This is a genomic window from Sediminispirochaeta bajacaliforniensis DSM 16054, from assembly GCF_000378205.1.
Taxonomy (GTDB): Bacteria; Spirochaetota; Spirochaetia; order DSM-16054; family Sediminispirochaetaceae; genus Sediminispirochaeta; species Sediminispirochaeta bajacaliforniensis.
In genome coordinates, this window is the sequence record NZ_KB899422.1 from 85910 (window position 1) to 109541 (window position 23632).

At 50.0% G+C, this 23632-nt stretch carries 24 protein-coding genes; 11 read left to right on the plus strand and 13 right to left on the minus strand.

The window, feature by feature from the left end; all coding sequences use genetic code 11:
* Positions 1-223 precede the first annotated feature (223 nt).
* Together F459_RS0116115 and F459_RS0116120 are read left to right on the plus strand one after the other, a co-directional pair.
* Positions 224-1450, plus strand: a complete 1227-nt coding sequence (locus F459_RS0116115; RefSeq protein WP_020613746.1) for a YihY/virulence factor BrkB family protein — start codon at positions 224-226, stop codon at positions 1448-1450.
* Positions 1447-2976 carry a CapA family protein gene (locus F459_RS0116120; RefSeq protein ID WP_020613747.1) on the plus strand — a complete coding sequence of 510 codons (1530 nt, stop codon included), beginning with the start codon at positions 1447-1449 and terminating at the stop codon, positions 2974-2976. Before F459_RS0116115 ends, F459_RS0116120 begins: the two co-directional genes overlap by 4 nt.
* Before the next feature lie 106 nt (positions 2977-3082).
* Here F459_RS0116120 and F459_RS0116125 read toward each other — a convergent pair whose 3' ends face one another.
* The 4 genes from F459_RS0116125 to F459_RS0116140 are packed head-to-tail and all read right to left on the minus strand — an operon-like array spanning position 3083 to position 5719.
* Positions 3083-3268, minus strand: coding sequence for a hypothetical protein (locus tag F459_RS0116125; protein WP_020613748.1), 186 nt, complete (start codon positions 3266-3268; stop codon positions 3083-3085).
* 33 nt (positions 3269-3301) lie between these two features.
* Positions 3302-4018 carry a 5'-methylthioadenosine/S-adenosylhomocysteine nucleosidase family protein gene (locus tag F459_RS0116130; protein WP_020613749.1) on the minus strand — a complete coding sequence of 239 codons (717 nt, stop codon included), beginning with the start codon at positions 4016-4018 and terminating at the stop codon, positions 3302-3304.
* Positions 4015-4860: an HAD family hydrolase gene (locus tag F459_RS0116135; protein ID WP_020613750.1), complete on the minus strand. Its 846-nt coding sequence runs from the start codon at positions 4858-4860 to the stop codon at positions 4015-4017. Before F459_RS0116135 ends, F459_RS0116130 begins: the two co-directional genes overlap by 4 nt.
* Entirely contained in the window at positions 4844-5719 is an 876-nt protein-coding gene (locus F459_RS0116140; protein WP_020613751.1) for a pyridoxamine kinase, read from the minus strand. The genes F459_RS0116135 and F459_RS0116140 overlap by 17 nt, the downstream gene beginning before the upstream one ends.
* A gap of 106 nt (positions 5720-5825) precedes the next feature.
* Here F459_RS0116140 and F459_RS0116145 point away from each other — a divergent pair, with 106 nt between their 5' ends.
* Entirely contained in the window at positions 5826-7673 is a 1848-nt protein-coding gene (locus tag F459_RS0116145) for a hypothetical protein (protein ID WP_020613752.1), read from the plus strand.
* Here F459_RS0116145 and F459_RS0116150 read toward each other — a convergent pair.
* From F459_RS0116150 to accB, 7 genes are all read right to left on the minus strand, one after another.
* The gene (locus F459_RS0116150; protein ID WP_033301922.1) at positions 7655-8461 is read right to left on the minus strand and encodes an HhH-GPD family protein; all 807 of its coding nucleotides are present in this window, start codon (positions 8459-8461) and stop codon (positions 7655-7657) included. The genes F459_RS0116145 and F459_RS0116150 overlap by 19 nt on opposite strands.
* A gap of 53 nt (positions 8462-8514) precedes the next feature.
* Positions 8515-9606, minus strand: a complete 1092-nt coding sequence (locus F459_RS0116155; protein WP_020613754.1) for an AI-2E family transporter — start codon at positions 9604-9606, stop codon at positions 8515-8517.
* A 35-nt stretch (positions 9607-9641) separates the two neighbouring features.
* Complete coding sequence (locus tag F459_RS0116160) at positions 9642-10163, minus strand: chemotaxis protein CheW (protein WP_020613755.1); 522 nt, start codon at positions 10161-10163, stop codon at positions 9642-9644.
* An 87-nt stretch (positions 10164-10250) separates the two neighbouring features.
* Positions 10251-11246, minus strand: a complete 996-nt coding sequence (locus F459_RS0116165) for an acetyl-CoA carboxylase carboxyltransferase subunit alpha (protein ID WP_020613756.1) — start codon at positions 11244-11246, stop codon at positions 10251-10253.
* A gap of 8 nt (positions 11247-11254) precedes the next feature.
* Positions 11255-12178 carry an acetyl-CoA carboxylase, carboxyltransferase subunit beta gene (gene accD / locus F459_RS0116170; RefSeq protein WP_020613757.1) on the minus strand — a complete coding sequence of 308 codons (924 nt, stop codon included), beginning with the start codon at positions 12176-12178 and terminating at the stop codon, positions 11255-11257.
* Positions 12178-13497 (minus strand): acetyl-CoA carboxylase biotin carboxylase subunit, encoded by a 1320-nt coding sequence (locus F459_RS0116175; RefSeq protein WP_020613758.1) that lies wholly within the window; start codon positions 13495-13497, stop codon positions 12178-12180. The genes accD and F459_RS0116175 overlap by 1 nt, the downstream gene beginning before the upstream one ends.
* A 17-nt stretch (positions 13498-13514) precedes the next feature.
* Positions 13515-13952, minus strand: coding sequence for an acetyl-CoA carboxylase biotin carboxyl carrier protein (gene accB, locus F459_RS0116180; RefSeq protein ID WP_020613759.1), 438 nt, complete (start codon positions 13950-13952; stop codon positions 13515-13517).
* 183 nt (positions 13953-14135) lie between these two features.
* Here accB and F459_RS0116185 point away from each other — a divergent pair, with 183 nt between their 5' ends.
* The 6 genes from F459_RS0116185 to fabV are packed head-to-tail and all read left to right on the plus strand — an operon-like array spanning position 14136 to position 19739.
* A complete protein-coding gene (locus F459_RS0116185; RefSeq protein ID WP_020613760.1) occupies positions 14136-15125 on the plus strand; it encodes a beta-ketoacyl-ACP synthase III in 990 nt (329 codons plus the stop codon).
* A gap of 6 nt (positions 15126-15131) precedes the next feature.
* Positions 15132-16082 (plus strand): ACP S-malonyltransferase, encoded by a 951-nt coding sequence (locus tag F459_RS0116190; protein ID WP_020613761.1) that lies wholly within the window; start codon positions 15132-15134, stop codon positions 16080-16082.
* Between the two features lie 12 nt (positions 16083-16094).
* On the plus strand, positions 16095-16820 hold the full coding sequence (fabG, locus tag F459_RS0116195; RefSeq protein WP_020613762.1) for a 3-oxoacyl-[acyl-carrier-protein] reductase: 726 nt from the start codon (positions 16095-16097) through the stop codon (positions 16818-16820).
* A gap of 22 nt (positions 16821-16842) precedes the next feature.
* The gene (gene fabF / locus F459_RS0116200; RefSeq protein WP_020613763.1) at positions 16843-18096 is read left to right on the plus strand and encodes a beta-ketoacyl-ACP synthase II; all 1254 of its coding nucleotides are present in this window, start codon (positions 16843-16845) and stop codon (positions 18094-18096) included.
* Complete coding sequence (gene fabZ / locus F459_RS0116205) at positions 18093-18554, plus strand: 3-hydroxyacyl-ACP dehydratase FabZ (RefSeq protein ID WP_020613764.1); 462 nt, start codon at positions 18093-18095, stop codon at positions 18552-18554. The genes fabF and fabZ overlap by 4 nt, the downstream gene beginning before the upstream one ends.
* Before the next feature lie 3 nt (positions 18555-18557).
* Positions 18558-19739, plus strand: a complete 1182-nt coding sequence (gene fabV, locus F459_RS0116210; protein ID WP_020613765.1) for an enoyl-ACP reductase FabV — start codon at positions 18558-18560, stop codon at positions 19737-19739.
* A gap of 23 nt (positions 19740-19762) precedes the next feature.
* Here fabV and F459_RS0116215 read toward each other — a convergent pair whose 3' ends face one another.
* Entirely contained in the window at positions 19763-20338 is a 576-nt protein-coding gene (locus F459_RS0116215) for a helix-turn-helix domain-containing protein (protein WP_020613766.1), read from the minus strand.
* Positions 20339-20533: 195 nt separating this feature from the next.
* Here F459_RS0116215 and F459_RS0116220 point away from each other — a divergent pair, with 195 nt between their 5' ends.
* Positions 20534-21241: an RNA methyltransferase gene (locus F459_RS0116220; RefSeq protein WP_020613767.1), complete on the plus strand. Its 708-nt coding sequence runs from the start codon at positions 20534-20536 to the stop codon at positions 21239-21241.
* Positions 21242-21258: 17 nt separating this feature from the next.
* Here F459_RS0116220 and F459_RS0116225 read toward each other — a convergent pair whose 3' ends face one another.
* Positions 21259-22986, minus strand: a complete 1728-nt coding sequence (locus tag F459_RS0116225) for an adenylate/guanylate cyclase domain-containing protein (protein WP_020613768.1) — start codon at positions 22984-22986, stop codon at positions 21259-21261.
* A 96-nt stretch (positions 22987-23082) separates the two neighbouring features.
* Between F459_RS0116225 and F459_RS0116230 the strand changes: the two genes are divergently transcribed.
* Positions 23083-23616, plus strand: a complete 534-nt coding sequence (locus F459_RS0116230; protein ID WP_154651714.1) for a hypothetical protein — start codon at positions 23083-23085, stop codon at positions 23614-23616.
* The last annotated feature ends 16 nt before the right edge of the window (positions 23617-23632 follow it).

Here is a 23632-nt window from a genome sequence, read left to right on the forward strand (position 1 = left end):
GTGCAACCGTCTATTAAACGTGTAACTATTCTCCCCCTGTGTTGTTTCTATTTTCAGAAAGGGCGTCGGAATTATCAGGACGAACCGCCTTATGACGGTGATAAACCGACAACGACAGGCACCGTGGCCGTTGGCCAGGATCGCATGCTTCTTTCACTCCTCCTCTCTTCTGGCTCCGACCATTTCTCTGGTCGGAGCCGCTTTTTTCTGATACAGTTTTTTCATGAATTGGAAATCAATCTACCGCACTATTCGTACGGTTATACGCGAGTTTCTGAAAGATTCCTGTACGCTGAGGGCATCGGGACTCGCCTTTTCCACCCTTTTGGCCCTTGTTCCCCTGAGTGCCACCGTCTTCGGCATCTCCACTGCCTTCGGGGCATTTTCCTCCACTGAAGCTCAGATTAAGAATTTTCTTATAAACCAGTTACTTCCAACACGCCAACAGGAAATTCTCAGCGCCATCGAGGTTTTCGTGGAAAATGCGAATACCCTCGGCATTGTAGGCTTCATGGTCTTTGCCGTCACATCGGTTTCCCTGTTAAACGGCATTAATGTAAACTTCAATGCGGTCTGGGGAAGCCCAATCAAGAGGGGTTTTCTTCTTTTTTTTACCAATTACACATCCATCATCGTATTCGGAACTATTTTTCTTGGGGCAAGTTTTACCCTAACGACCACGGCCACCCAGATTCTGAAGGGAGTCCCCGAGCTGTTTTGGCTTCTAAAAATCGGCCTTCGTTTTGCACCGTCTCTTTTTACCTTTCTTCTGTTTCTTATCATGATCTATGTTATTCCCACCGGCGTCGTGCGAAAAAAAAGCGCTCTCATTGGTGCTTTTATCGGTTCGATCCTCTGGGAAGTGGCAAAATACGGATTTGTGAGGGGTACCAATTATATACTCAGGGCCTCAATCATCTACGGTTCCATTGCAACGATTCCCATCTTTCTATTCTGGCTCTATCTCATATGGATGATTATTTTTTTCTCTCTTGAGGCTTCCTACGTTCATCAGCACTACAGCGCCGAGGTCTCCTTTCTCGGCGGGAAAATGGATAATCCAGCCATTTCCGTATCTCTTTCGCTTCGCATCTATTTTATCTGTGCAGAGGCCTTTCTTAAAGGAAAAAGCCCGATAGATACCGATGAACTGGTTCTTCGATTCTCTTTGGACCAGAGTACGTTCTATCGCGCCATAGAACCTCTCACGCGTTCCTCCCTCATCTATGAAATACAGTCGCAGCATCTCATCCTTCCGGGAAAAGATCTTTCCGGAGTAACGTTGGCGTCACTTATTGCGACCCTATTTTCCTACGACGAAGAGGGGCCGATTGATGGAGAGGTACATCCTCTCGTAGCTCAGTTCATACAATCGGGAAGTTCCAGCTTCAATGAAACATCGGTTCTCGATTATCTCAATATGCATAGAGACGGGGAATCTGGCAGGTGAAAAACAAACACAGAATTTTCCCCCTCATGATCCTTGTTTCATTCCTGAGTTCCTGTACTCTTCCCCCTTCTTCGATCGTTGTGGAAGGGCCTTGTTTGACCGATGAGAGGATTGACGAGCTCCTCTCTTCCGCCCCCTTTGCCATAAAGAAGGCCTCAGATTCGGAGAATGTGCCCCTGACAAAACTCTCTTTTCGATATGTGGAGCCCTTTGAGGATCTCCCCCAAAACTCCTTGATTATTCGAAGAGAGGAGCTTGCTTTTACAGCAGAGCTGCATGATTCCCGCTTTTCTCTTACCAGAAAGGAGGCAAAAGAGGCAACGGCATCGAAATCGGATGATCTGATCCAATCGTCAAACCTCCGTCTTCCGCGTCGGGCCCTCAGCATCGACGGGACCTATCTGGGAGACCCCGACTATCCCCTTATTCGTTATCTAGTGCTTTTGGTCCAACCTCTTTCCGAAACGAAACCGGAGAGCTTCTTTCAAAAGGTTTCATTTTTCATCACCAAGGGGAAAAGAGATGAGCGCTTACACACTCATCGCAAGGCTGTGGAATCTTGGGTAGGAAAGATAGCAGCATCCCAACCCGCTGCTGCGGAAAAAACGATCTGGATAGATTCTGTAGGTGATATGATTTTCAGCAGAGGTGTGGAGCAACTTCTCAGCCAAAACGGGGGCCTACATAAGGTTTTTGATGCAACCCTGTCCATCCTTCAATCCGCGCACCTTACCGCCGGAAATTTCGAGGGGACCCTTGCTTCTACAAATAGAAAAGCTGAACCCAAAAGCTATAACTTCCGTTTTTCACCAAAGGTTCTTCCAAATCTGGAAAAGGCAGGCTTCGATTATCTTTCCATCACCAACAATCATATCTGGGATTTCGGTAAGGAAGGCTTTCTGGATACCCTGAATGCCATCGAATCTTCTCATCTTGCCACAAGCGGTGCAGGACGCAATTTTAAGGCTGCTGCCGTCCCGTGGAGAACAGAGATAGAACATCAGGAAATTTCCATTCTGTCCGTCGGCGCCTATCCTCAGGAGCGCAACGGTTTCAACGGAAAAACTATTGCCTTTGCAGGGGATGATAAGCCGGGAATCCTTTTTGTCGACAGAGGGGCAAGGGAGGCTATCAAAGAGGCCTTTGACGATGATGCATTTCATGTGCTCTATGTGCACGGGGGGTGGGAGTGGCACCGCAAACCGGACGCATATTATCGGGAACTCTATCGTTCTTTTGTAGACCTGGGGGCCGACCTTGTTGTTGGAAGCCATCCTCACGTGCTTCAGGGGATGGAGGCCTATCACGGATCTCTCATTGCCTACAGCCTGGGTAATTTTATTTTTCCGGGGATGGAAGAGATGAAGTGGGCCACCGATTCCATGATTCTTCGAGTAGGTATACGGGAAGGGAATATCTGCTACGTGGAGCCGATACCAGCGGTTCTATCGGGAAAAGGGGTCAAAAAAGATCCGAATGAGGCAAAGGCCTTACAGCGTTTCCTGGAACTGCGAGTGGACGAGTAAGCGAAACCAGCCTGGAAAGCAATCAAGCGATAAAAAAACCACCGAATAGCTAATCGGTGGTTTGAAACTCATATCTTGTATCTTGATTTTGTGAAGATTGAAAAGGTTATGCCGAAAGAGAAACCTTTCCGTGAGCAACAGCCTTGTTGCATTCCTTACAGATCTTGATCTTCTTTCCCTCTTTCTCCACTTCATACAGCAGTTTGATGCCGGTTCGATTGCAGAGAGGACATGTACCGCGACCACTTTTGGTCAATTCCCGAATTCCACTGCCACGATGTGCTTTCGACATATTGTTTCTCCTTGAAGGCTGAATATACCTGGTTTAAGGGACTATATCGTCACCTTGTGAAAAAGTCAAGGCACCGGTGACAACGGCTCTCCAGATATTGGGAAGCCTATCGTCAATAAAATTGCGAAGATTTTTCGGCCTTCCCTGGGCTAGCGTATCACTCACAAGTCTCAGGACGGCAGAAGGAACAGCATAGCGATTAAGTACCGTAAGGACAGCGGCACTCTCCATATCGACCACACCAGGAGAGGTTATGCTGTCCCGCCTTTCGCTGTACAGAAAACGGTCACCCGTAAATGAGGTACCCGAAAACGCAGCAAGGTCGGCCCGAGCCATAGCCGCATGAATCACTCCGCTCAGCCTCTCGTCGGTGTACTCAATGCCTCCCCCGTCGGGATAGATACCAATTCTTCCCCGTCCAGGCTGAAGTTCCAGATCCCACTGAATCGTCTCGGAGGCAATGAGAAGGTCCCCTATCGACTCCTTGGAAGCTGCACCACCGATACCCAAAAGAACGGCGCAGTCGATTTTTCGCTTCGCGGCGACCGACCGTTCGAGAACAGCAACCGTTGTGGCGGCCGAGTGAACCTTCCCCATCCCGGTGGTACAGGCTTCAATAACAAGATTTTCATTGTCGCTGCTGATCGTCCTGTAGCCCTTTCCAAAAAGGATATTTCCGGTTTCCTGAAAGGGAAAGAGCTGTAGCAGAGGATGAAGTTCCATCGGCAAGGGCGATAACAAGAGTATCATCGCTCTCTCCGCCTCTTACTCGAGCTCAGCCATTCCATGACAGCCGATGCGGCTCCCCCCTCGGAAGCGGGAGGAAAGGTGTGAAACTGGTATGCGTGTGATAGGGGAAAACCTTCGACCACCGCAGCGCTTCCGGCCCAGCGCAGCATATGCAAGTCGTTGAAATCATTCCCCACCGCGAGGACCTCTTTCCGATCAATCTTCAGCCGATCACAGAGCAAGGCCAGACCGCTCCCCTTGTCGACCCCCTTGGAAAAGAGCTCAAGCCAGAATGATTTTCCATCCAGGGGGCTTGTAGAACGAATGACCGAATAGTGCGAAGAAAGGGACAGAAGGAGTTTGTCGGAAATCTGCTCCTCATCACCTATGGCGATGATCTGGGTAAGCTCTCCGGGAAGCTCGATAGGGACCACTCCTGCCACGGCATAGGTACGATAGCGCTCTATCCTTCGTTCGAAGTCGGGATGACCTGCAAAACGCCGGTAAAAGAAGCGATGGTTGTCGGGAATCGGAAAATGGACCATGTAGTCGATTGCCTCGGTCTCGAGAAGCCGTAAGCCCCATTCGGTCTCACTTTTTTTCAGATGGCGCTTCCAGCAAAGCCTTCGGCTTGAACAATCGTAGAGGCCCGCTCCGGAAGAGAAGATGAGATAATCCAGGGGCCAGGGCTCCGGCCAGCTTTCCCGGATGCTTGCAAGACTTCGCCCCGTTGCCACCACCCGAACCACATTACGAGGCAATGTGTGTTCGAGAACTTCGAGCACCGAGGGAACGGGATGGCCGCCGACCGCCATGGTCCCATCGAAGTCCAGGGCGATAAGCGATCTATTCGATAAGCTCATAGCTGCCCGCCACTATGGGAATGTTAAGGTTGCCGAGGACCCGTTCCAGCAAAACCCCCTCCCTGTTCGGAATCTTGTATCCAAAGGTCGCACGAATGGCAACAGAGATAAACTGCACGGCCCTATCCAGGGCTATTGGCAGACTGTCTCCCTGCAGGATGCTTCCAACCACCACGCTTGCAAAAATATCCCCGGTTCCCGGATAGAAGGCCGGGATATAGCTGCAATCGACCTTCCAGAACCGACCGTCATCCCTATCGTAGGCAACGACGGTGGAGATATGCGGGGTATCGTCGGTCCGAACGCTGGTAATGATTACCTGCCGGGGGCCCATCTCCGAGAGACGCCGAAGATAGCCCTTGACCGCTTTCAGGTCGGTTTTCTCATGGTAGGTTTCATCCAGAAGAAGCATGGCCTCGGTAAAATTTGGGGTGATGATATCCGCTTTTCCAACCAGTTGCCTCATTTGAGACACCAAGAAGGGGCCTATCGGAGCATAGGTTGCACCGTCGTCCCCCATGACCGGATCCACAAGGACAATCGTATCTTCACCACGGAACGAGACAATAAAATCCGACACAATCTCCACCTGCTTTTCACTTCCGAGAAATCCCGAGTATATGGCCTGAAAATCGATGTCGAGGCTTTTCCAATGCTTAATAATCTCTCCCATCTGATGGGTCAAATCAAAGAACGCGTAATTTTCAAAGCCGCCCGTCTGGGTCGAAAGCAGGGCCGTAGGCAGGGGACAGACCTGCACTCCCATGGTAGATAGAATTGGGCTGACGATGGTAAGACTCGACCGTCCGAAACCCGAGAGATCGTGGATGGCAGCCACCCGCGGTACAGGATTCTTCATGTATTGCCTCCCTATTCGGAAAGAGTATCATGTTCCATACCTCTTTTGCAAAAGGGCAGATCCCCTACTTCTTGTCCTAATTGGCCTCGCGTGGTAGAACTTTTTCATGATTGATTACGAACAACTGCTTATATCGGCACAGCCTCTTATTCTTTCCGCAAGCGGATGGAGAAAGATTTTCGCTGCAACAGGCGAGGAAGAGGATTCATCCCCCCGGCTTTTGCCGGAAGACAAGGCGCTTGTTGCCGTCATGATCGCTGCTTTCTGCCGATTTCTTGCAGATGAAGGCTTCTCTCCCACGGCTACTACCATAGCGGTCGCCTCAGATTCGAGGCCAACCGGCCCTGCAATCATGGAGCAGGTTGTTGCCTGCCTCGACACCACAGGCTATAGCGTTGCAGTCGTCGGCATCTCCGCCGCTCCCGAAGTGATGGCCTGGGCCAAGGAGGATTCCCAGGTAGATGCCTTTGTCTATATTTCTGCCAGCCACAACCCCATCGGACACAACGGCATAAAATTTGGCCTGGCTACCGGAGGTGTCCTCGACGGAGAACAGGCCTCAAGGCTCATTCTCTTTTTTAAACAACTGCTTGACGATAGGGAACAAACCTTGTCGGCAATCGTCCGAAGCGAAAGCCGCGACGAGGAAAGGGTGCGCTCGCTACTTGCCACGGCCTCCTTTTTTAAGAAACAAGCCCTTGATTGCTACCATCGTTTTCTACGCAGAACTGTCACCGGAAGCTCCGGCGATCAGGAAGCCAACAAGATATTCAATCTGTTCGCTTCCCAGGCCGACATCTATCCGGTCGGCGTTCTGGGAGAGCTGAACGGAAGTGCCAGAGCCCTTTCGATCGACAAAAAAATTCTATCCGAGGCAGGTGCTTCTCTCTTTTTTGCCGGGGATAAGGTGGGGGTCATCGAGCATAGGATCGTACCGGAAGGCGAAAGCCTTGACCCCGCGCGGAAACTTCTTCAGAAATTACACGCACAACGGGCCGAGTTTGCGATTGCTTATGTTCCGGACAACGATGGTGACAGAGGGAACCTTGTTTTTGCTGAAAATGATGGAAAATGCAGGGCCCTCGAGGCACAGGAGGTGTTTGCACTTGCCGTTCTCTCGGAGCTGGCCTATACAAGGTGGCTGGAGGCCAAGGCATCGGACGGGCCGCCTTCAACAAAGCTTGCCGTTGTCGTAAACGGCCCAACCTCCATGCGCATTGATTCTATTGCCGATGCCTTCGGGGCTGAAACCTTCCGCGCCGAGGTTGGGGAGGCCAATGCCGTAAACCTTGCCAGGGAAAAACGCAAAGAGGGGTATACGATTCCCATCCTCGGTGAGGGAAGCAACGGTGGAAATATAACCCATCCATCGGCGGTGAGAGACCCCCTTTGTACCGTTTTCGCGGTTCTTAAACTCTTGCTCATACGTGATATGGATGAGAAACCCGGACTTTTTCGACGCTGGCTCCGTGCCTCCGGCAGGCAAGAGCTGTATAGAGAAGATTTCACACTTTCAGATATCATCGCAAGCCTTCCAACCTATACAACCACCAGCGCCTATGAAAAACGGGCCATTCTTCGCCTCGGAAACTTCGACCACGGAGCGTTAAAAAAGGCATGGGAAAAAGAGTTTGTATCCCAATGGGAGACCAGGAAACAAGAACTTGCCGAACGCTTTGGTATCGTGGCATGGGAGGAACGCCAATATGAAGCCACGTGCGAACGGAAAACGCGGGGTGAAGCGGGCCGAAGCGGTAAGATGACAGGTGGCCTGAAGGTTGTGTTTTTCGGGGCGGACGGATTGGTGAGTGACTACATTTGGATGCGCGGTTCGGGGACTGAGCCACTTTTTCGTATCCTTGCAGACTGCAAGGGCGACGATAAGGAGCGTGAGGAGTATCTTTTAACGTGGCAGCGTTCAATGATCCTTCGTGCCTACGAAGGTATTCGATAACCCTCGGCACTTTCCGCTACGAACCCCTCCCTGACAAGGGCGGAAAGAAGTTGCATTGTCTTCTCCTGATCGGTATCGATATCGGTAGAAAGTTCTTTGCAGCTCTTGGCTCTGCCTTGAGAGGCCGTCAGCAAGCGGAGCAGAGCGCCTCTTTTCTGCCTGTCGGAGCCTTCAAAGGTCGATTGCCTGCTGTAATGTGCGCTTCTTCGGTTTGGATTCTCAACGCCACGGAGGGCCGAACCATAATCCATTAAGGCATAATACCAGTTACGAGGATCTTTTCGATCAAGGGTTTCCTCTACAAGGGGAAGAATCTGGCGGTCCGTTACCCTCTCCTGGTCAGGAAAAAAGTGGTGAATAAAGATTCTACGGATATTTGTTTCGATAAAAACTACCGGCCTGTTGTAGGCAAAGGCAAGCACCGCCTTTGCCGTGTAAGGACCTACCATCGGAAGTGCAACGAGCCCGTCGTAGGTATCCGGCAAAGAACCACCGGCCGAAACCGCACGTTCGGCAATCTTTTTGAGAGCGAGGGCACGTCTATTATAACCAAGCCCGCTCCAAAGGCTAAGAAGCTCTGTAAGCTCAACATCTGCCATGGTCCGGGGATTGGGGAAACGCCCGGCAAGGCTCTCCCATTTTGTAGCGACTCTGCTTGTTTGGGTCTGCTGAAGCATCATCTCGGAAAGCAGGATCAGCCAGGGATCGTTTGTTTCCCTCCAGGGAAAGCTGCGCCGGTTTTTTTTGTAGAACTCGTAGATGAGATGGCGAAAATCATCCTTTTTCATGGCTGAAGTATAGCAAAACAAAGCTGCCTCGGCAAAGCCGACAGACATTTCCCCTATTCGCCCATATCCTCGCCGTCATAGAGCGCAAAAAGCTGATCTTCGGAAATTTCGGGATCTCCCTTTCCGCTGCTAATGAAAACAGCAATAAAGCGCAAGCCTGGGACATTCTGACAGATGATCTGTATGATTACGGTAATGGGAACCGCAAGAAACATACCGACGATTCCCCAGATCCATCCCCATAGCACTAAACTGACAAGAATAATGAAGGGGCTCAGATTCAGTCGATGCCCCTGGAGCCGTGGATCCAGAAACTGGCCGATGACCGCCTGTATACCAATCATAGAGAGGGCGACGGCAAAAATCTTACCGGGTGAAGGGTAAAACTGAATGATTCCCATGAGGATCGTAACGATCATATGAAAGGAACTTCCGATGGAAGGAATAAAGTTCAGCAAGAATGCCAAGGTTCCCCATACAACAGCAAAGTCGAGGCCGATAATTTTTAAGGCAAACCAGACCGCTATGCCTGTTGCCAGAGAAAGAAAGAATTTCAAAGACAGATAACGGGCCACCTGATGATTAATATGCTCAATCATGTCTCCTACCTTTTTTCCTGTCTTCTCTTCAAAAGCCATCTTCAACTTTTTCTTGAAATAGGGCTTCTCGAGAAGAAGAAAAATTAGAAAGATCATGACGATCAGGAAAGTACTAATGAAATTCATCAAATTGCCAGAAACCTTTACCAGAGATCCCCGCAAGGCACTGTTCCAGTTGATCTGCCCCAATAGCTCCTCATAGGAAAGGCCGAATCGGTTCTCGACATTACGGAACAGTTCACGAGTGATGAGACGAAAACGTTCGGCATACTTGGGGAATTCAGCAATAAAGCTGTTCACACTTGTCTGAATAAAAAGAAAGATGAGAAACATCACCCCGAATAGGAAAAGAACAACAATCGAAATTGCAATAAACCTTGGGACATGTATCCTGTTGAGGAAATTGATGAAGGGAGCAATGATAAACGATAAAAAAACGGAGATGATCAAGGGCAAGAGAACATTTCCGGCAGCCTTGAACAAGGCTCCAACCATGACAACGACAATGATAAAAAGGAGTCCGACAATAGCATTTTGTGTTTTCATGCTATAGGAACTATAGCACCGAGACCAACTTTGTCCTACCCGTCTTCCTCGGTCTGAGAAATTTTCTCATCTTCCTCTGAAACTTCTTCTTCCTCTTCTTCCTGTACCCCGGTTTTTACCGCCGTAATCTCGGAGACGGAAAAGATCCGATCTATAGTCAGGATGATAATAAACTCATCGTCGCGCTTTCCGATCCCCTCGATAAATTCTGTGTTGAGGGTTGTCCCGATACGGGGAGCCGGTTCAATCTGGGAAAGATCGAGCTCAATCACCTCCCTGACGGAATCTGCAAGAGCCCCGACAACCACAAGATCACCGTTCACCTCAACCTCGAGAACAATAATACAGGTATTAACGGTATTGACGATGGCATCCATCCCAAATTTCATGGCGAGATCGACAACGGGCACCACCCCCCCGCGAAGATTGATAACCCCCCGCATGAAGGGTGGCATTCGGGGAACCTTGGTGATATCGATAACTTCCAAAACTTCCCGTACTTTGGAAACCTCAACACCGTATACTTCTTCGGATAGCATAAAGGTAAGAAATTGCATATAAGTTCCCCCGTTTCCTTTCTGTACCTTATACTATCGTGTAAATTCCCCCGCAGATGCAAGAGCCTCCAAAATATTCCATGGAAATTACCGCTTCTTTCGACCGAAAAATCTGCTCAATATCCCACCCTTCTCTTTCTGAAGAATCGAAAAAGCCTCGCCACTCCGTTCGGCGATACTTCCCATGGAAAGGAGCCGGGCCGAACGATCGGCAACCAGCCGGGAACTGTTTCGCCGGGTTAGGTAATCAATTCGTCGTTCCAGCACAATACGAATGTTTGCGGCAGTTGCCTCGGGGCTTTCGTGGGCGCCTCCCGGTCCTTCCGAAATAATGCCGGAGATCACACCAAGATCCAAAAGATCGGAAGCAGTCATTTTCATCAGTTCCGCAGCCAGCTTTGCTTTTGAAGCGTCCCGAAGAAGAATAGAAGCGCATCCCTCTGGAGTAATGACGGAATAGACCGCATTTTCCAGCATGTAGACCTCATCTCCTACTCCGATTCCCAATGCACCGCCGCTGCCTCCTTCCCCTATGATGATACAGATGATCGGAACGCTGACACGACTAAGCTCTTTCAGATTGCGGGCTATGGCCTCCCCTATTCCCCGCTCCTCGGAAGAAAGCCCGGGATAGGCTCCCGGCGTATCAATAAAGGTGATGACGGGCCTGCCGAATTTTTCAGCCTCCTTGATCAAACGAAGTGCCTTTCGATAGCCTTCAGGGTTAGCCATACCGTAATTACGGTAAAGATTCTCCTTAAGATTTCTCCCTTTCTGGTGTCCGACAACGGTAACGGCCCTCCCGCTGAAAAAGCCAATTCCACCGATCATAGCCGGATCGTCTCCAAACGAACGATCTCCCTTTAATTCAAGAAAATCGTCGAAGAGCATCTCTATGTAGTCGAGGCTGGTCGGACGGGAGGAGTTTCGTGCAAGCTCCACCCGTTCCCAGGCGTTTCCCTGCCTGCCGTTTCCAAGATACTTGGTTTCGATTCGGGAAAGTTCTTCAAACACGCCCATATGCTCTTCCGCAGCAAGGCGTTTGAGTTCCTTTAGTTTCTTTTCAAAGGCTTTGTTTTTCATGAATCCTCTCATCCGCTCTGACGGGAAAGATCATAGGGACGGTGAGCATCGATCAACAGAGTTATGGTCTTCCGTAGCTCTGAACGGGGACAAACTCGATCGACAAATCCTTTCTGCTCCTGGAATTCAGCACGCTGAAACCCCTCCGGAAGTTTCTGACGTATAGTCGATTCTATCACCCGCGGCCCCGCAAAGCCGATCAAGGCACCAGGTTCGGCAAGGATGATATTACCCAACATTGCAAAGCTGGCCGTGACTCCTCCAGTGGTCGGATGGGTAAAGACAATGAAGAAAGGAAGCCCCTTTTCTTCAAGAAGGGCAACAGCGTGACTGGTTCTTGCCATTTGCATCAGAGAGATGATTCCCTCTTGCATTCGTGCTCCCCCGGAAGCGGTAAAAAGTAAAAGAGGAATATGCCGCTGAACCGCAACAGAACATAACCGCACTATCTTTTCTCCGACAACAGCGCCCATACTTCCCCCCATAAAGGAAAAGCTCATAACGCCAAGGGCAAGCTCCCTGGAGTTGACGGAACAAACACCGGTGACAATGGCCTCGTTCATCTTTGCTTTTTGCCTCGATGCCGTTAGTTTTTCCGCATATCCCGGAAAGGCAATAGGATCGGCTGTTTCGAGAGCACCATCGGCCTCTGTAAAGGAATCGGGATCGGCAAGCATTTCGATTCGCTCCCATGCAGTAACGGCAAAATGGTGGCCGCAGCCGGGACAGACAAAGAGATTCTTCTTCAAATCCGCTAATTCGATGTGCAGATGGCAGCTGGGACAGGAGTGTTGATTCTCTACAAAGCTGCGTTCATCTCGAACGGCACCGCTTTTTTCGCCTCCGCCGGGCTTTAGCTCGACCCTGTTTTTGCGCTTATCGCTTCCTTCTCCGGGCGAAAACAGCCCCTTAAATGCGTCAAGGAATTTCATCACACCTCCTTAAGAATGGTCTCAAGGGCAGAAGTCCCGAAACGACCACTTTGGAAGATCGGACTGGATATGATTTGCTTCTGGGTTGCAAGGTTCACGGAAAGACCATCGATTTCAAACTCGTCTAAAGCCCGAAGCATGCGATTGATCGCCTCTCGGCGAGTGGAGCCGTGGACAATCAGCTTAGCAACCATTGCATCATAATAGGGAGGAACCTTGTAGCCGGGATAAAGAAAGCTGTCGACCCGAACGGAAACACCACCGGGAGGAAGATAATATGAAACGGTTCCCGGAGCCAGTGCATTGATTCGGCATTCGATCGAAGAGCCTTTGATATTGATATCCTTTTGGCTGAAACCCAACTCTTCCCCCACAGCACCACGGATCTGTGCCTTTATGACATCCACACCGCTCACCATTTCACTAACGGGATGTTCCACCTGTACCCTGGCGTTTACCTCCATGAAGTAATAGTTTTCACCATCGAAAAGGAATTCAATGGTACCGGCTCCCCTATAGGAGAGCTTTTCAAAGAGACGAACCGAGTTGCTACACATATCTTCTCGTATTGCGGGCGATATGCCGGGAGAAGGGCTCTCCTCAACCAGTTTTTGATGCCTGAGCTGCATCGAACAATCTCGCTCACCGAGATGAACGACGTTCCCTTTTCCGTCGCCGAGAAGCTGAACCTCGACATGACGAGGATTTTCCAGATATTTCTCAAGATAGAGGGTACCGTCGGAAAAGGCTGTTTCCGCTTCATGTCCGGCAATCTTCATGGCGGAAGCAAGCTGCGATTCATCACGAACAATGCGCATTCCCTTTCCGCCCCCTCCGCTGGCAGCCTTCACGATAACCGGAAAGCCCACCTTTCGTGCAAAGGAAAGAGCTGCCTCTTCATCCTCAACGGCACCTTCGCTGCCGGGAATTACGGGAAGGCCTGCTTCCTGAGCGGTACGCTTAGCAGCTACCTTATCACCGAGAAAGGCAATCGTTTCGGGCCGCGGACCGATAAATATGAGCCCCGCCTTCTCTACGTCGGCCGCAAAATCCGCATTTTCACTGAGGAATCCGACACCGGGATGCACGGCATCACAACCACTGGCCACTGCTGCGGCTATCAGGTTCCTTTTGTTGAGATAACTACTCTTAGAATCGGCTTTTCCTATGCAAACAGCCCTGTCCGCCATTCGTACATGAAGAGAATCTTTATCGGCCTCAGAATAGACGGCAACGGCCTCAATATCGAGCTCTCTGCAACTTCGAATAACCCGAACGGCTATTTCGCCCCGGTTTGCAACGAGTAAACGATGTATCATCGGCTTCCTCCGTCCCTTTAGACTCGTTCGACGGAAAAAAGCGGCGTTCCATATTCCACCATCTGCCCGTTTTCCACAAGAATAGAAAGGATCTTGCAGTCGTATTCAGCCTCCAGCTCGTTCATGGCTTTCATAGCCTCTATGATGCAGATGGTTTGTCCGGACCTTACCGTACTCCCCTCTTCGATGTAGGCCGGAGAATCGGGGCTGGGGGAACGGTAAAAAGTGCCGACAATTGGAGAGGCTATATATTCACCCTCCTGAATTTCAGTCTCATTTTCTTCCGCCAAATTTTGCTGCGACTGACCGGAAGGAACAGGAGCCCCATCTATGGGTCGGGCAAAAGCCTCTTTTTTACGAAGCGACAGTTGCGTATCGCCTGTTTTAAATTCCAACTCAACAAGTGAGGTTTTTTCAAGGTGATCTATTAACATGGTAATCTCTTTAATATCCATTTTGCTTTACCTCCGTAAATCGATCGGACGCTACCACAGATTGTTTCGGCCGTCAACCGATATTACCAACTATTTACTTTTTTGACCAGATGTGTATAACTATAAGATTTTATTCAGATGTTGTATATTGACAAAAGGGATAAAGATTCGAATCTTCATCCAGTATTACTCGAAGGAGGATTCATGCGAGTAAAAATAGCTTCGGTAGGTGCGTATGTACCGGAAAAAAGAATAAGCAACGAAGAACTTGCGAAAAGCGTCGAGACGTCCGATGAATGGATTCGCTCCCACACAGGGATAGGGAGCAGGCACATCTGTGCACAGGATGAGGCGACCTCAGATCTAGCTGTTAAGGCCGCAGAACAAGCCATCGCCTCTGCCGGTATAGACAAACAAGAGATAGAGACCATCATTGTTGCATCTGCAAGCGGTGATTTTGTAGGCTTCCCCTCCACCAGCTGCATCGTTCAGGAAAGACTTGGTATCACTTCCTGCGGGGCCTTCGACGTTGCTGCGGGCTGTACAGGCTTCGTCTATGCCCTTGAAATTGGCAAATCGATGGTTGCATCCGGCAGCTCATCAACTATTCTTGTTATCGGTGCCGATACCTTATCCAAGATAACAAATTGGGAAGACCGAAATACCTGCGTGCTTTTCGGCGATGGAGCAGGTGCTGCCATATTGATGCCGGCAAGCGATGGGGAAAAAAGCGGTATCATCGATTCGATTCTCGGAAGCGACGGGTCGGGGGCCGAATATTTGATGAGAAAAGCGGGAGGATCGCGCTACCCCATCGACGACGCTAAAACGGTGGAGAAAAAGGATCTGTGCATCGCTATGGATGGCAGAAAAGTCTATAATTTTGCGGTGAGGGTCAACACCGAGCTGATAACTTCGATTCTCGAGCGAAATAAGTTTAGCTTTGAAAATGTCGACTGGGTGATACCTCATCAGGCAAACATCAGGATTATTCAGGCTGCAGCAGGTCGTCTTGGAATCGGTTTGGAGAAGTTTTTCATCAATATTGAAGAGTATGCAAATACATCGGCAGCATCCATACCGATAGCCCTCAATCAGCTTGCCGGAAGTGGGAAACTGAAACGGGGAGACCTCCTGCTCTTTGTCGGCTTTGGGGCCGGACTAACCTACGGCGCGAACCTGCTTCGCTGGTAAAATAGTATGGCACAGCGTACAACAACAGGCACGCTCATCTTTCTCTACCCTGGCCAGGGGGCTCAGTACCCCGGTATGGTACGGGATATCTTCGAAGCAAGCAGCGGTGTCAAAGAGCTTTTCACCCTGGCATCGGATTGTACCGGTATCGATATGAAGGCCCTTCTCTTCGAAGCAGATGAGACGGAGCTAAAGAAGACGGAACATACTCAGGCTGCGATAACCCTTGCGAATATCGCCGTTCGAAAATTTCTCTCCGAATCGGGAATCGAATCTTCTGCCGTTGCCGGCTTCAGCCTTGGCGAATATGCTGCCCTTGCCGATGCAGGGGTTCTGACCGAAGAAGCCGTTTTCAGGCTTGTGGTCGAACGGGGGCGTCTCATGGCCGAAGCAATCGAAGAGGGCGCCGAAGGAGCCATGGCCGCAGTGATCGGTATCGATGCACAAACAGTTGACAAAATAATCGAGGGGATAGAGGGCGTTTACCCTGCAAACTACAACGCCCCCCTTCAGACCGTCATAAGCGGCACCCATAAGGGGCTTGAGAGCGCAGCTACACGCCTAAAAGCGGCCGGTGCACGGAGGGTTGTCCAGCTCAAGGTAGCAGGGCCTTTTCACACCCCACTTCTTGAACGGGCAAGCGCCCGCTTTGCAGAGGTTATCGGTCACTATCAATTTTCTTCCCCGGTAAAGCCTCTGTTCTCCAACGTGACGGGGACGGTAGTGGTTTCTTCAGAAAAAATACGCGCACTCTGCGCAAGACAGATCATTTCGCCGGTACGGTGGACGACTGTTGAATCTTCTATTTGTGAAATGAAACCGACTTTGGCGATTGAATCCGGCCCCGGGAAGGTTCTTTCCGGACTCTGGAAGAGCAGCCCTGCTTCAGTGCCTTGTCTCTCCGTTGACAACAGAGAAGCTGCTCTTGCCGCCCGAACGTTTATTGAGAATAGCTAAGGAGAAAAACGCATGAACGAGAATCAGGGAATCCTGAAGGGAAAAACAGCCATTGTAACAGGTGCCAGTCGGGGAATCGGTGCGGCAATCGTCGAACGCTTTCTCGCCGAAGGTGCCGTTGTCTACGGTTTTAGTCGCAGTAAGGCGGAGTTTCAGGGAGACTTTCACTGGATCAAAGTTGATGTAGGGGATGCGGAAAGCATTGAACAGGGTTTGGAGAAGGTCTTTGAAGCCGTCGGCACACCAGACCTTCTCGTCAACAATGCTGGAATAACCAGGGACGGACTTGTTTTCCGGATGAAAGATAGCGATTGGGAAGATGTACTGAGGATCAACCTTACCAGTGCTTTTAGGATTTCCAAGGGAGTCGCCCTGCGCATGGCCAAGGCCCGTTCCGGGGCAATAGTTAATATATCAAGTGTGGTCGGTATTACCGGCAACGGTGGCCAGACAAACTACGCGGCAAGCAAGGCTGGCCTGATCGGTTTTTCCAAAAGCCTTGCACGAGAATTGGCTTCCCGAGGGGTACGGGTGAATGTAGTTGCCCCGGGCTTTGTCGATACATCTATGACCGAGTCCTTAACCGATACGGTCAAAGAGGAGTTGGCGGGTAAAATACCCCTTGGGCGAACCGCCAAACCGGAGGAAGTTGCAGAAGCAGTACTCTTCCTTGCCTCGGATCACTCCTCATATATCACGGGTCAGGTTCTTGCCGTCGACGGCGGAATGACCATGTAAACATAGAAAAGGGAGCAAAAATATGGAGAACCAGAAACGTCGAGTCGTCGTAACCGGTATGGGGGCGATTACTCCGCTCGGCAATGATGTCGAGTCTACTTGGCAGGCCTTGAAAACGGGGAAAAGCGGTATTGTAAGAAATGATCGCTTTGACATTTCCGAATTTCCCTCGAAGATTGCAGGGCTTGTAAGAGATTTTGAGCCAAACAACTATATGGAAAAAAAGGATGCACGGAAGATGGCCCTGTTTGCACAGTACGGTGTAGCCGCAGCCAGACAGGCACTTGACCAGGCAGCGCTTAGCAGTGGAAATTTCGATCCAGATCGCGCATCGGTGTTCCTAGGAAATGGAATTGGGGGCTTCGAAATCATCGAAGGCGCCTATCGTATCCTTTTTTCCAAGGGACCAAGCAGAATTCCTCCCCTAACGATCCCCAAGTTGATCAGTAACGAAGGGCCTGCTAATGTCGCCATGGTTTTCGGGCTCAAAGGCCCCTGCCAAACCATTACCACCGCTTGCGCCAGCGGAAGCGACGCCATAGGTGCTGCTGTAGCATCCATCCGCAGCGGAAGAAGCGATATTGCAGTCACGGGAGGAACCGAAGGGTGTATCACGGAACTCGGCATTGGCGGATTTTGCATACTTCAAACCCTCTCTACGAAATATAACGATGATCCGACAAGGGCCAGCCGTCCCTTCGATAAGGATCGAGACGGCTTTGTCATAGCCGAAGGTGCCGGTGTTATAGTGCTTGAAGAACTCGAACATGCCAAGGCGCGGGGTGCAAAAATTCTTGCCGAGTTAGCCGGTTATGGTGCAAGTTGTGATGCCTATCATCTAACTTCGCCCGAGCCGGACGGAGAGGGCGCGGCAAAGGCCATGAGGCTTGCCATGGAAGACGGAGAGCTTCGACCGGAAGATATTGATTACGTGAATGCCCACGGTACCAGTACGCCGACAAACGACCCAATTGAAACCAGGGCCATCAAAAAGGCCCTGGGAGAAAGAGCCAGAGAGATACCGGTAACAAGCACAAAATCGATGACAGGACACCTCGTCGGTGCAGCCGGCGGCCTTGAAACCATTATATCCGTCCTTACCATTCGAGACGGCTTTGTTCCCGGCACCATCAACCTTGAGGAGGCGGACCCGGAATGCGATCTCAATTATCTTCCCGGTAAGGGAAAAGAGATGAAAGTGAGGGCAACCCTTTCCAATAGCCTTGGTTTCGGCGGCCACAATGCGGTAGTAGCTGTTAAGGAGTGGAAAGAATGAACCCGAACTTTGAACCAATGACGGCCCCGGTCGATCTGGAAGGAGTAAAAACCCTCCTTCCCCATCGTGATCCCTTTCTCTTTGTCGATAGCCTCCTCGCCTTCAATGAGGAGACAATAGTCGGAGAAAAGCTTTTTGGCGACGATGAATTCTTTTTTCGCGGCCACTTTCCCACCTACCCTGTTGTTCCCGGGGTCCTACTCGTAGAGTCGATGGCCCAGTGCGGAGGTGCCGGTGTAGCCGCTGCCGGTTTTATTCGTAATACCATCTTCCTCCTTGCCGGCGTGGAAAAGGCAAAATTTCGGCGACAGGTGGTACCAGGGGACAAGGTCCGTTTCGAGATCGAAAACAAACGGATCAGCAAGTTGATGATTCGCCAGAAGGGCAAGGCCCTGGTCGGCAACGAGATTGCTGCGGAAGCAGAGTGGTTCTGTATCATGAAGAGCGAAGGAGAATAGACAATGGAACCCAAAATCAGAGGAGCAATCTGCATGAATGCACACCCAAAAGGGTGTGCCGAGGAAACCCGCAGGCAGATACACTGGACACAAGACTATTTTTCGCATCATAAGGCATCAAAGAAACTGAAAAGGGTCCTTGTCATAGGTGCGTCAACGGGATACGGGCTTGCCAGCAGAATAGCCGCAGCCTTCGGCTATGGCGCCGCGACCATCGGCGTTTCGTTTGAAAAAGAACCAAGCGAGAAACGGCCAGCTACCCCGGGGTGGTATAATACCAAGGCCTTTGACGAAGAAGCGAAAAAGGCAGGAATCCCGGCCGTAAGTTTCAACGGCGACGCCTTTTCGAACGAAATGCGGGCAAAGGTCGGGGACGCCCTCAAAAGTCTGGGCGGCCCTGCCGACCTTGTTATCTACAGCCTTGCCTCGGGAGTCAGAACCGACCCTGCCGACGGTACCCTCTATCGATCGGTCCTTAAACCCCTCGGAGAGGTGTACAAAGCCAAATCGGTGGATTTCATCAACGGTCGCCTCGGCGAAGTGGAAATTGCCCCCGCCACCGAAGAAGAAAGACGTGCCACGGTCAAGGTTATGGGCGGCGAAGACTGGCGGCTGTGGATCGATTATCTTGGGGCACAGGGACTCTTGGCCCCCGATGTAAAAACCCTAGCCTACTCATATATCGGGCCCGAGGTAACCCATGCTGTCTATCGTGAAGGAACCATCGGATCGGCAAAAAAGGATTTGGAAGAAACCGCAAAAAGGCTCGACAAGGAACTTTCCGCATCAGGCGGTGGGGCCTATGTGTCGGTTAACAAGGCAGTGGTGACACGTGCAAGTGCCGTCATTCCCGTGGTATCCCTCTATATCAGCCTTCTCTTTAAGGTAATGAAGCAGAAGGGGCTACATGAAGGTTGCATAGAACAGATGGTCAGACTTTTTTCACAGCGCCTTTATAGCGACAAGGCCGTTTCCGTCGATGCAGAGGGCCGCATACGGATCGATGACTGGGAGATGCGGGAGGATATTCAGGAAGAGGTTTCTTCCCTTTGGGAAAGGGTCGACGACGAAAATATTGAAGAGTTGGCCGATCTCGCTGGCTATCGTGAGAATTTTCTGAAGATACACGGATTCTCAGTACCGGGCATCGATTATGATGCTGAAGTAGATTTTCTGGACATATAAGGGAAATTCCTTCTTAAACAGGTTCAGCGTGGGTGATGGAAGCGTACCACCATGTGTACTACCGCCTCACCTGAACCGATATTTTCTATACTATGCTTCACATCACTATGATAGCTGACAAAGTCTCCCTTATGGAGTTCTCCCATATTTGTTCCAGCGTTTACCCGTACCGACCCCGAAATAACTGTTACGAACTCTTCGGTCTTCGGAATATGGGCTTGTGAGTGCAAGACTCCCCCTGCGGTGAGGCTCACCAGATAGATTTCAAGATCCTCAACCATGGAAAACGGAGAAAGAACCTTAATATGGACCCCTTCTTCCTCGGCATCCAATGAAGTGATGTGTTCACTTCGGGACACATGGAAACGTCGTCCTTCATCGTTGTTACTTTTTAGCAAGGTGTTTAGTGATATCTGCAAACCCTGCGCTATCTTCCATATCGTAGCGATTGTGGGGTTTACCTTTTCCGTTTCGATCTGACTCAACATTGCCTTCGACACTCCGCTGACCTGCGAAAGGTGGCCCAAGGTTAATCGTTTTTCTTTTCTAACCTTTTGTATATTCTTCCCTACCTGAGGAGGTCGTTGTTCAGGATCCATGCTCTGTGTCCTCTTATTGCAAGACGAATAGTTCAATATAGCAAATTTCTAATTGATATATTGATTTTTTTTCGTTATAATGAATTAAATTTAACTTACTCTTAAAGCACATACTTGTCAATCAAATAAGGCTTTACCAAGCCATGTAAAGTGCTTACAGTATAAGCTCTTCATCATACTCGGACGGAGGAAGCATTGGGAAATCTGCGAATCGTACTGGTCGAACCCCAGACCGCGGGGAATATCGGTTCGGTCTGTCGTGCAATGAAAAACATGGGAATCCATGATTTGGCGATTGTCGGGGCCCGGAATTACGATGAAAACAGGATTCTGACACTTGCGCTTCATGCGAGGGATATATGGCACAATGCCTTACGGTTTCCGGATATCGACGCGGCCCTCGAGGATTGTGTTTTTTCCGCAGGAATAACACGACGGAGAGGAAAATTTCGTAAATACTTTTCTTTGCTTCCCGAAGAGCTCGCAAAACGGGTCTCTGCGATAGAAAACGGAACGGTGGCTGCTGTTTTCGGAAGAGAGGCAGATGGACTTAGGGACGATGAACTTGCACGCTGTTCCGTGGCGGTCCACATCCCTTCAAGTCCGGATTTTCCGAGTCTGAATCTTTCCCACGCCGTGCAAATTATCTGCTACGAGCTCTTTCGCTGCAGGACTCCGTCATCGGTTACCTTTCAGCCAATCAAGCGAAAGGATGTCGATAAGGTTGCCGCCACAATCGTTGACAATTTCGATGCTATCGGTTTTTTTAAACAGGACGAGAAAGACGAGGTCCGTATCTTCTTTCATGATATTCTTACACGCGCTGCCCTAAGTGCAAAGGAAGCAAAGCGAATCGAGAAAATGTTTCGAAAAATGGCGGGGATCAAGCTTCACAAAGGCTAAAAAGAAGGAGCAAAGCGTCAGACCTCTTCCAACTCCTCAAGGTTTTCCGTCATCTCATCTTCTATCGTAGCTCTATGCTGGTATTCAAGAACACTTGTCCGGATGCTGATAAAAACCATGGGATAAATGTAATTGAAAAAGTGGCTTCTTTGATAGGTCCTCTTTTCTCGATATGAGTTCTCCATCGTCATCCACTCCTGCATCTTTTTCATGTAGGAATCATAGTTTTCAAAATCGATTTTCGGCTTGGTAGGCAAATCATCTTCTTTGATAAGGTCCTGAAGCGTTCCGAAAAGCTCGAACATGGAAAAAAGCGAATAGCCGTCTCCCATGGCCCGTTCTGCAGCCTTCTTGTCTCCGTCGAACTTACCCAGAAGGGCTTCCCAACGCCGAGGCAGCATATAGCTCACCATCTCACCAATTTTCAGATCAATTCCCTTATCTTTAAAGAGGAGGCCGAGGCCGTTGATGACGAAACGATTACCACGGTAGTACTGGAGCATCGACACGATACGATCCGCCCCTTCCTCACCCTTCTCCAAAAGCAGATTTGCCTGGTTCTTCAGAGCCTCGGGAAGTCCGGGGTTTACCTGGACACTATAGGTCTTGAATTCGGCATTCCGTTTATCCTTAAGTCGAACCAGGCTTTTTTGGAACAACTCCTCTTTAGTGATATCCCTGAAGGCACCAAAAAGAGCCTCGGCCTCCCGCTTGAAACGTCGGTAATATTCATCGGCGGTGCCAGTCTTTTCCAGAATAGAAAAGAGGTCGTCACTGATCCGGAATCCACCGATCGGTGCCGTAGATTCCATTCGTTTTGCCTTGATTACCGGCTCACCGATGACATCCCATTGTCTCGCCCCATCCGGTCCGAAATTGCCAATGGTAACCTCTCCTATATTGGCTCCGATACGAATTCGAATCTGGAAGAAAGCATTGATGGCCTGCCCCAAATCATGGCTGGTCCTCAAGGCACCAATAATATCAAAAGCCCGTTTGACAGACTCTCTGGTTTCGTCGTCGGCATCGAAGAGAAAGCGATCGTTTGCCTGGTTGAAGAGAAAGGCCACCCGTTGCATCTCCACACAGGTATAAAAAAGTTCCTTTGCAATGTAACGTTCCGTCTGCTCATGATCCAGCTCCCGCACCGAAGGGTCGATCAGGCCGCCGAAATGGAACATGATCGAATCTCCTTCGATCTTATTGAGAAAACCTCCGTGGCGTTTCAAGACGGAGTTGAACGCCGCATAAAGGCCGTTAAGAACAATCTGATTTTCCTTCGGACTCAAGAATTTGCTGAGATAGGTATAGTCGGCAATATCAATAAAACCAATACCGATCACCTGTTCCTGACTTGAACTGGGGATTTCTCCATTCTCGATTATTGCAGAGATCAGCTGTTTGGGGAGATAAAACTCCTCGATCTCCTTTCGGAAACTGATTTCCCGACTTGCTTTTTCCAGAGCAAAAGCGGAATCTCTTGCAGCAACCAGATTGTTAATAGCCTCAAGCTGCCGATCCAGGGAGGGTTCACTCTTCTCCAGTTCGGCAATAAGCAGCCGTATCTCTTCCACCCGATGGTCGTCGGCATCCGTAAGCCCGTTGTTTTTCAATAGTTCACGAAGATAGAAAATCACATAGGAAGGAGCCGCTTGATGTCTGCCTGCAACATCCCTGGCATGGGCAAGCAAGTCGTCAAGATCGAAAAAGGTGGTACCGCTCTGTTCGATGACATTCCCTTCCATGTGCTTAATAGTAACACAAGCCTCCTCTATTGGAAAGCATCTGATCTTCCTGTTCCCCTCTTGCCGAAAAAAGATTCTTGCTGGTACATTCTTTCTATGGATAGACAAAAAAATCAAACTGAATTTTACTCCCCTTTTGCTCATATTCCGGGGAAATATGAATGGTGTAGAATACACAGCCACAGCCACGGAACTCTTGACACCTTTATCGTGATTCAAAGTACCACGGACCAGCCCGTTACCGTGTATGTAAACAGTGCAAATGGAGAAGCCTTCATGGCCGATCGCTATCCCGAAAGCTGCTGCATTCGAGTTCCACAAGAGGATCTTCGAATTCACAGCTCAAACGGCGGCCGGGTGATAAGCGGCTTGCTCAGTTCCGATCGGGGCGATATACGCGAAGCCTTTATGCTTTTTCATGCCTCGCAGCACGTGCTTCCTGTCGAATCCGTTTACGGAGGGCATAATTTCAGAGTATGGGGCAGTAGATGGACTTGCAGCGGAATCGATCTGGAATTAGAGGCCTGGGTAGAGGGGCGCATACGTTCAGAAAACGAAACAATGGTTCTGGAAGGCGAAAAAGCGGTTATAACATGCGGAAGCTACGGGATCATCAAGAAGCTCGCTTGATCAGCCTTTACGGTGT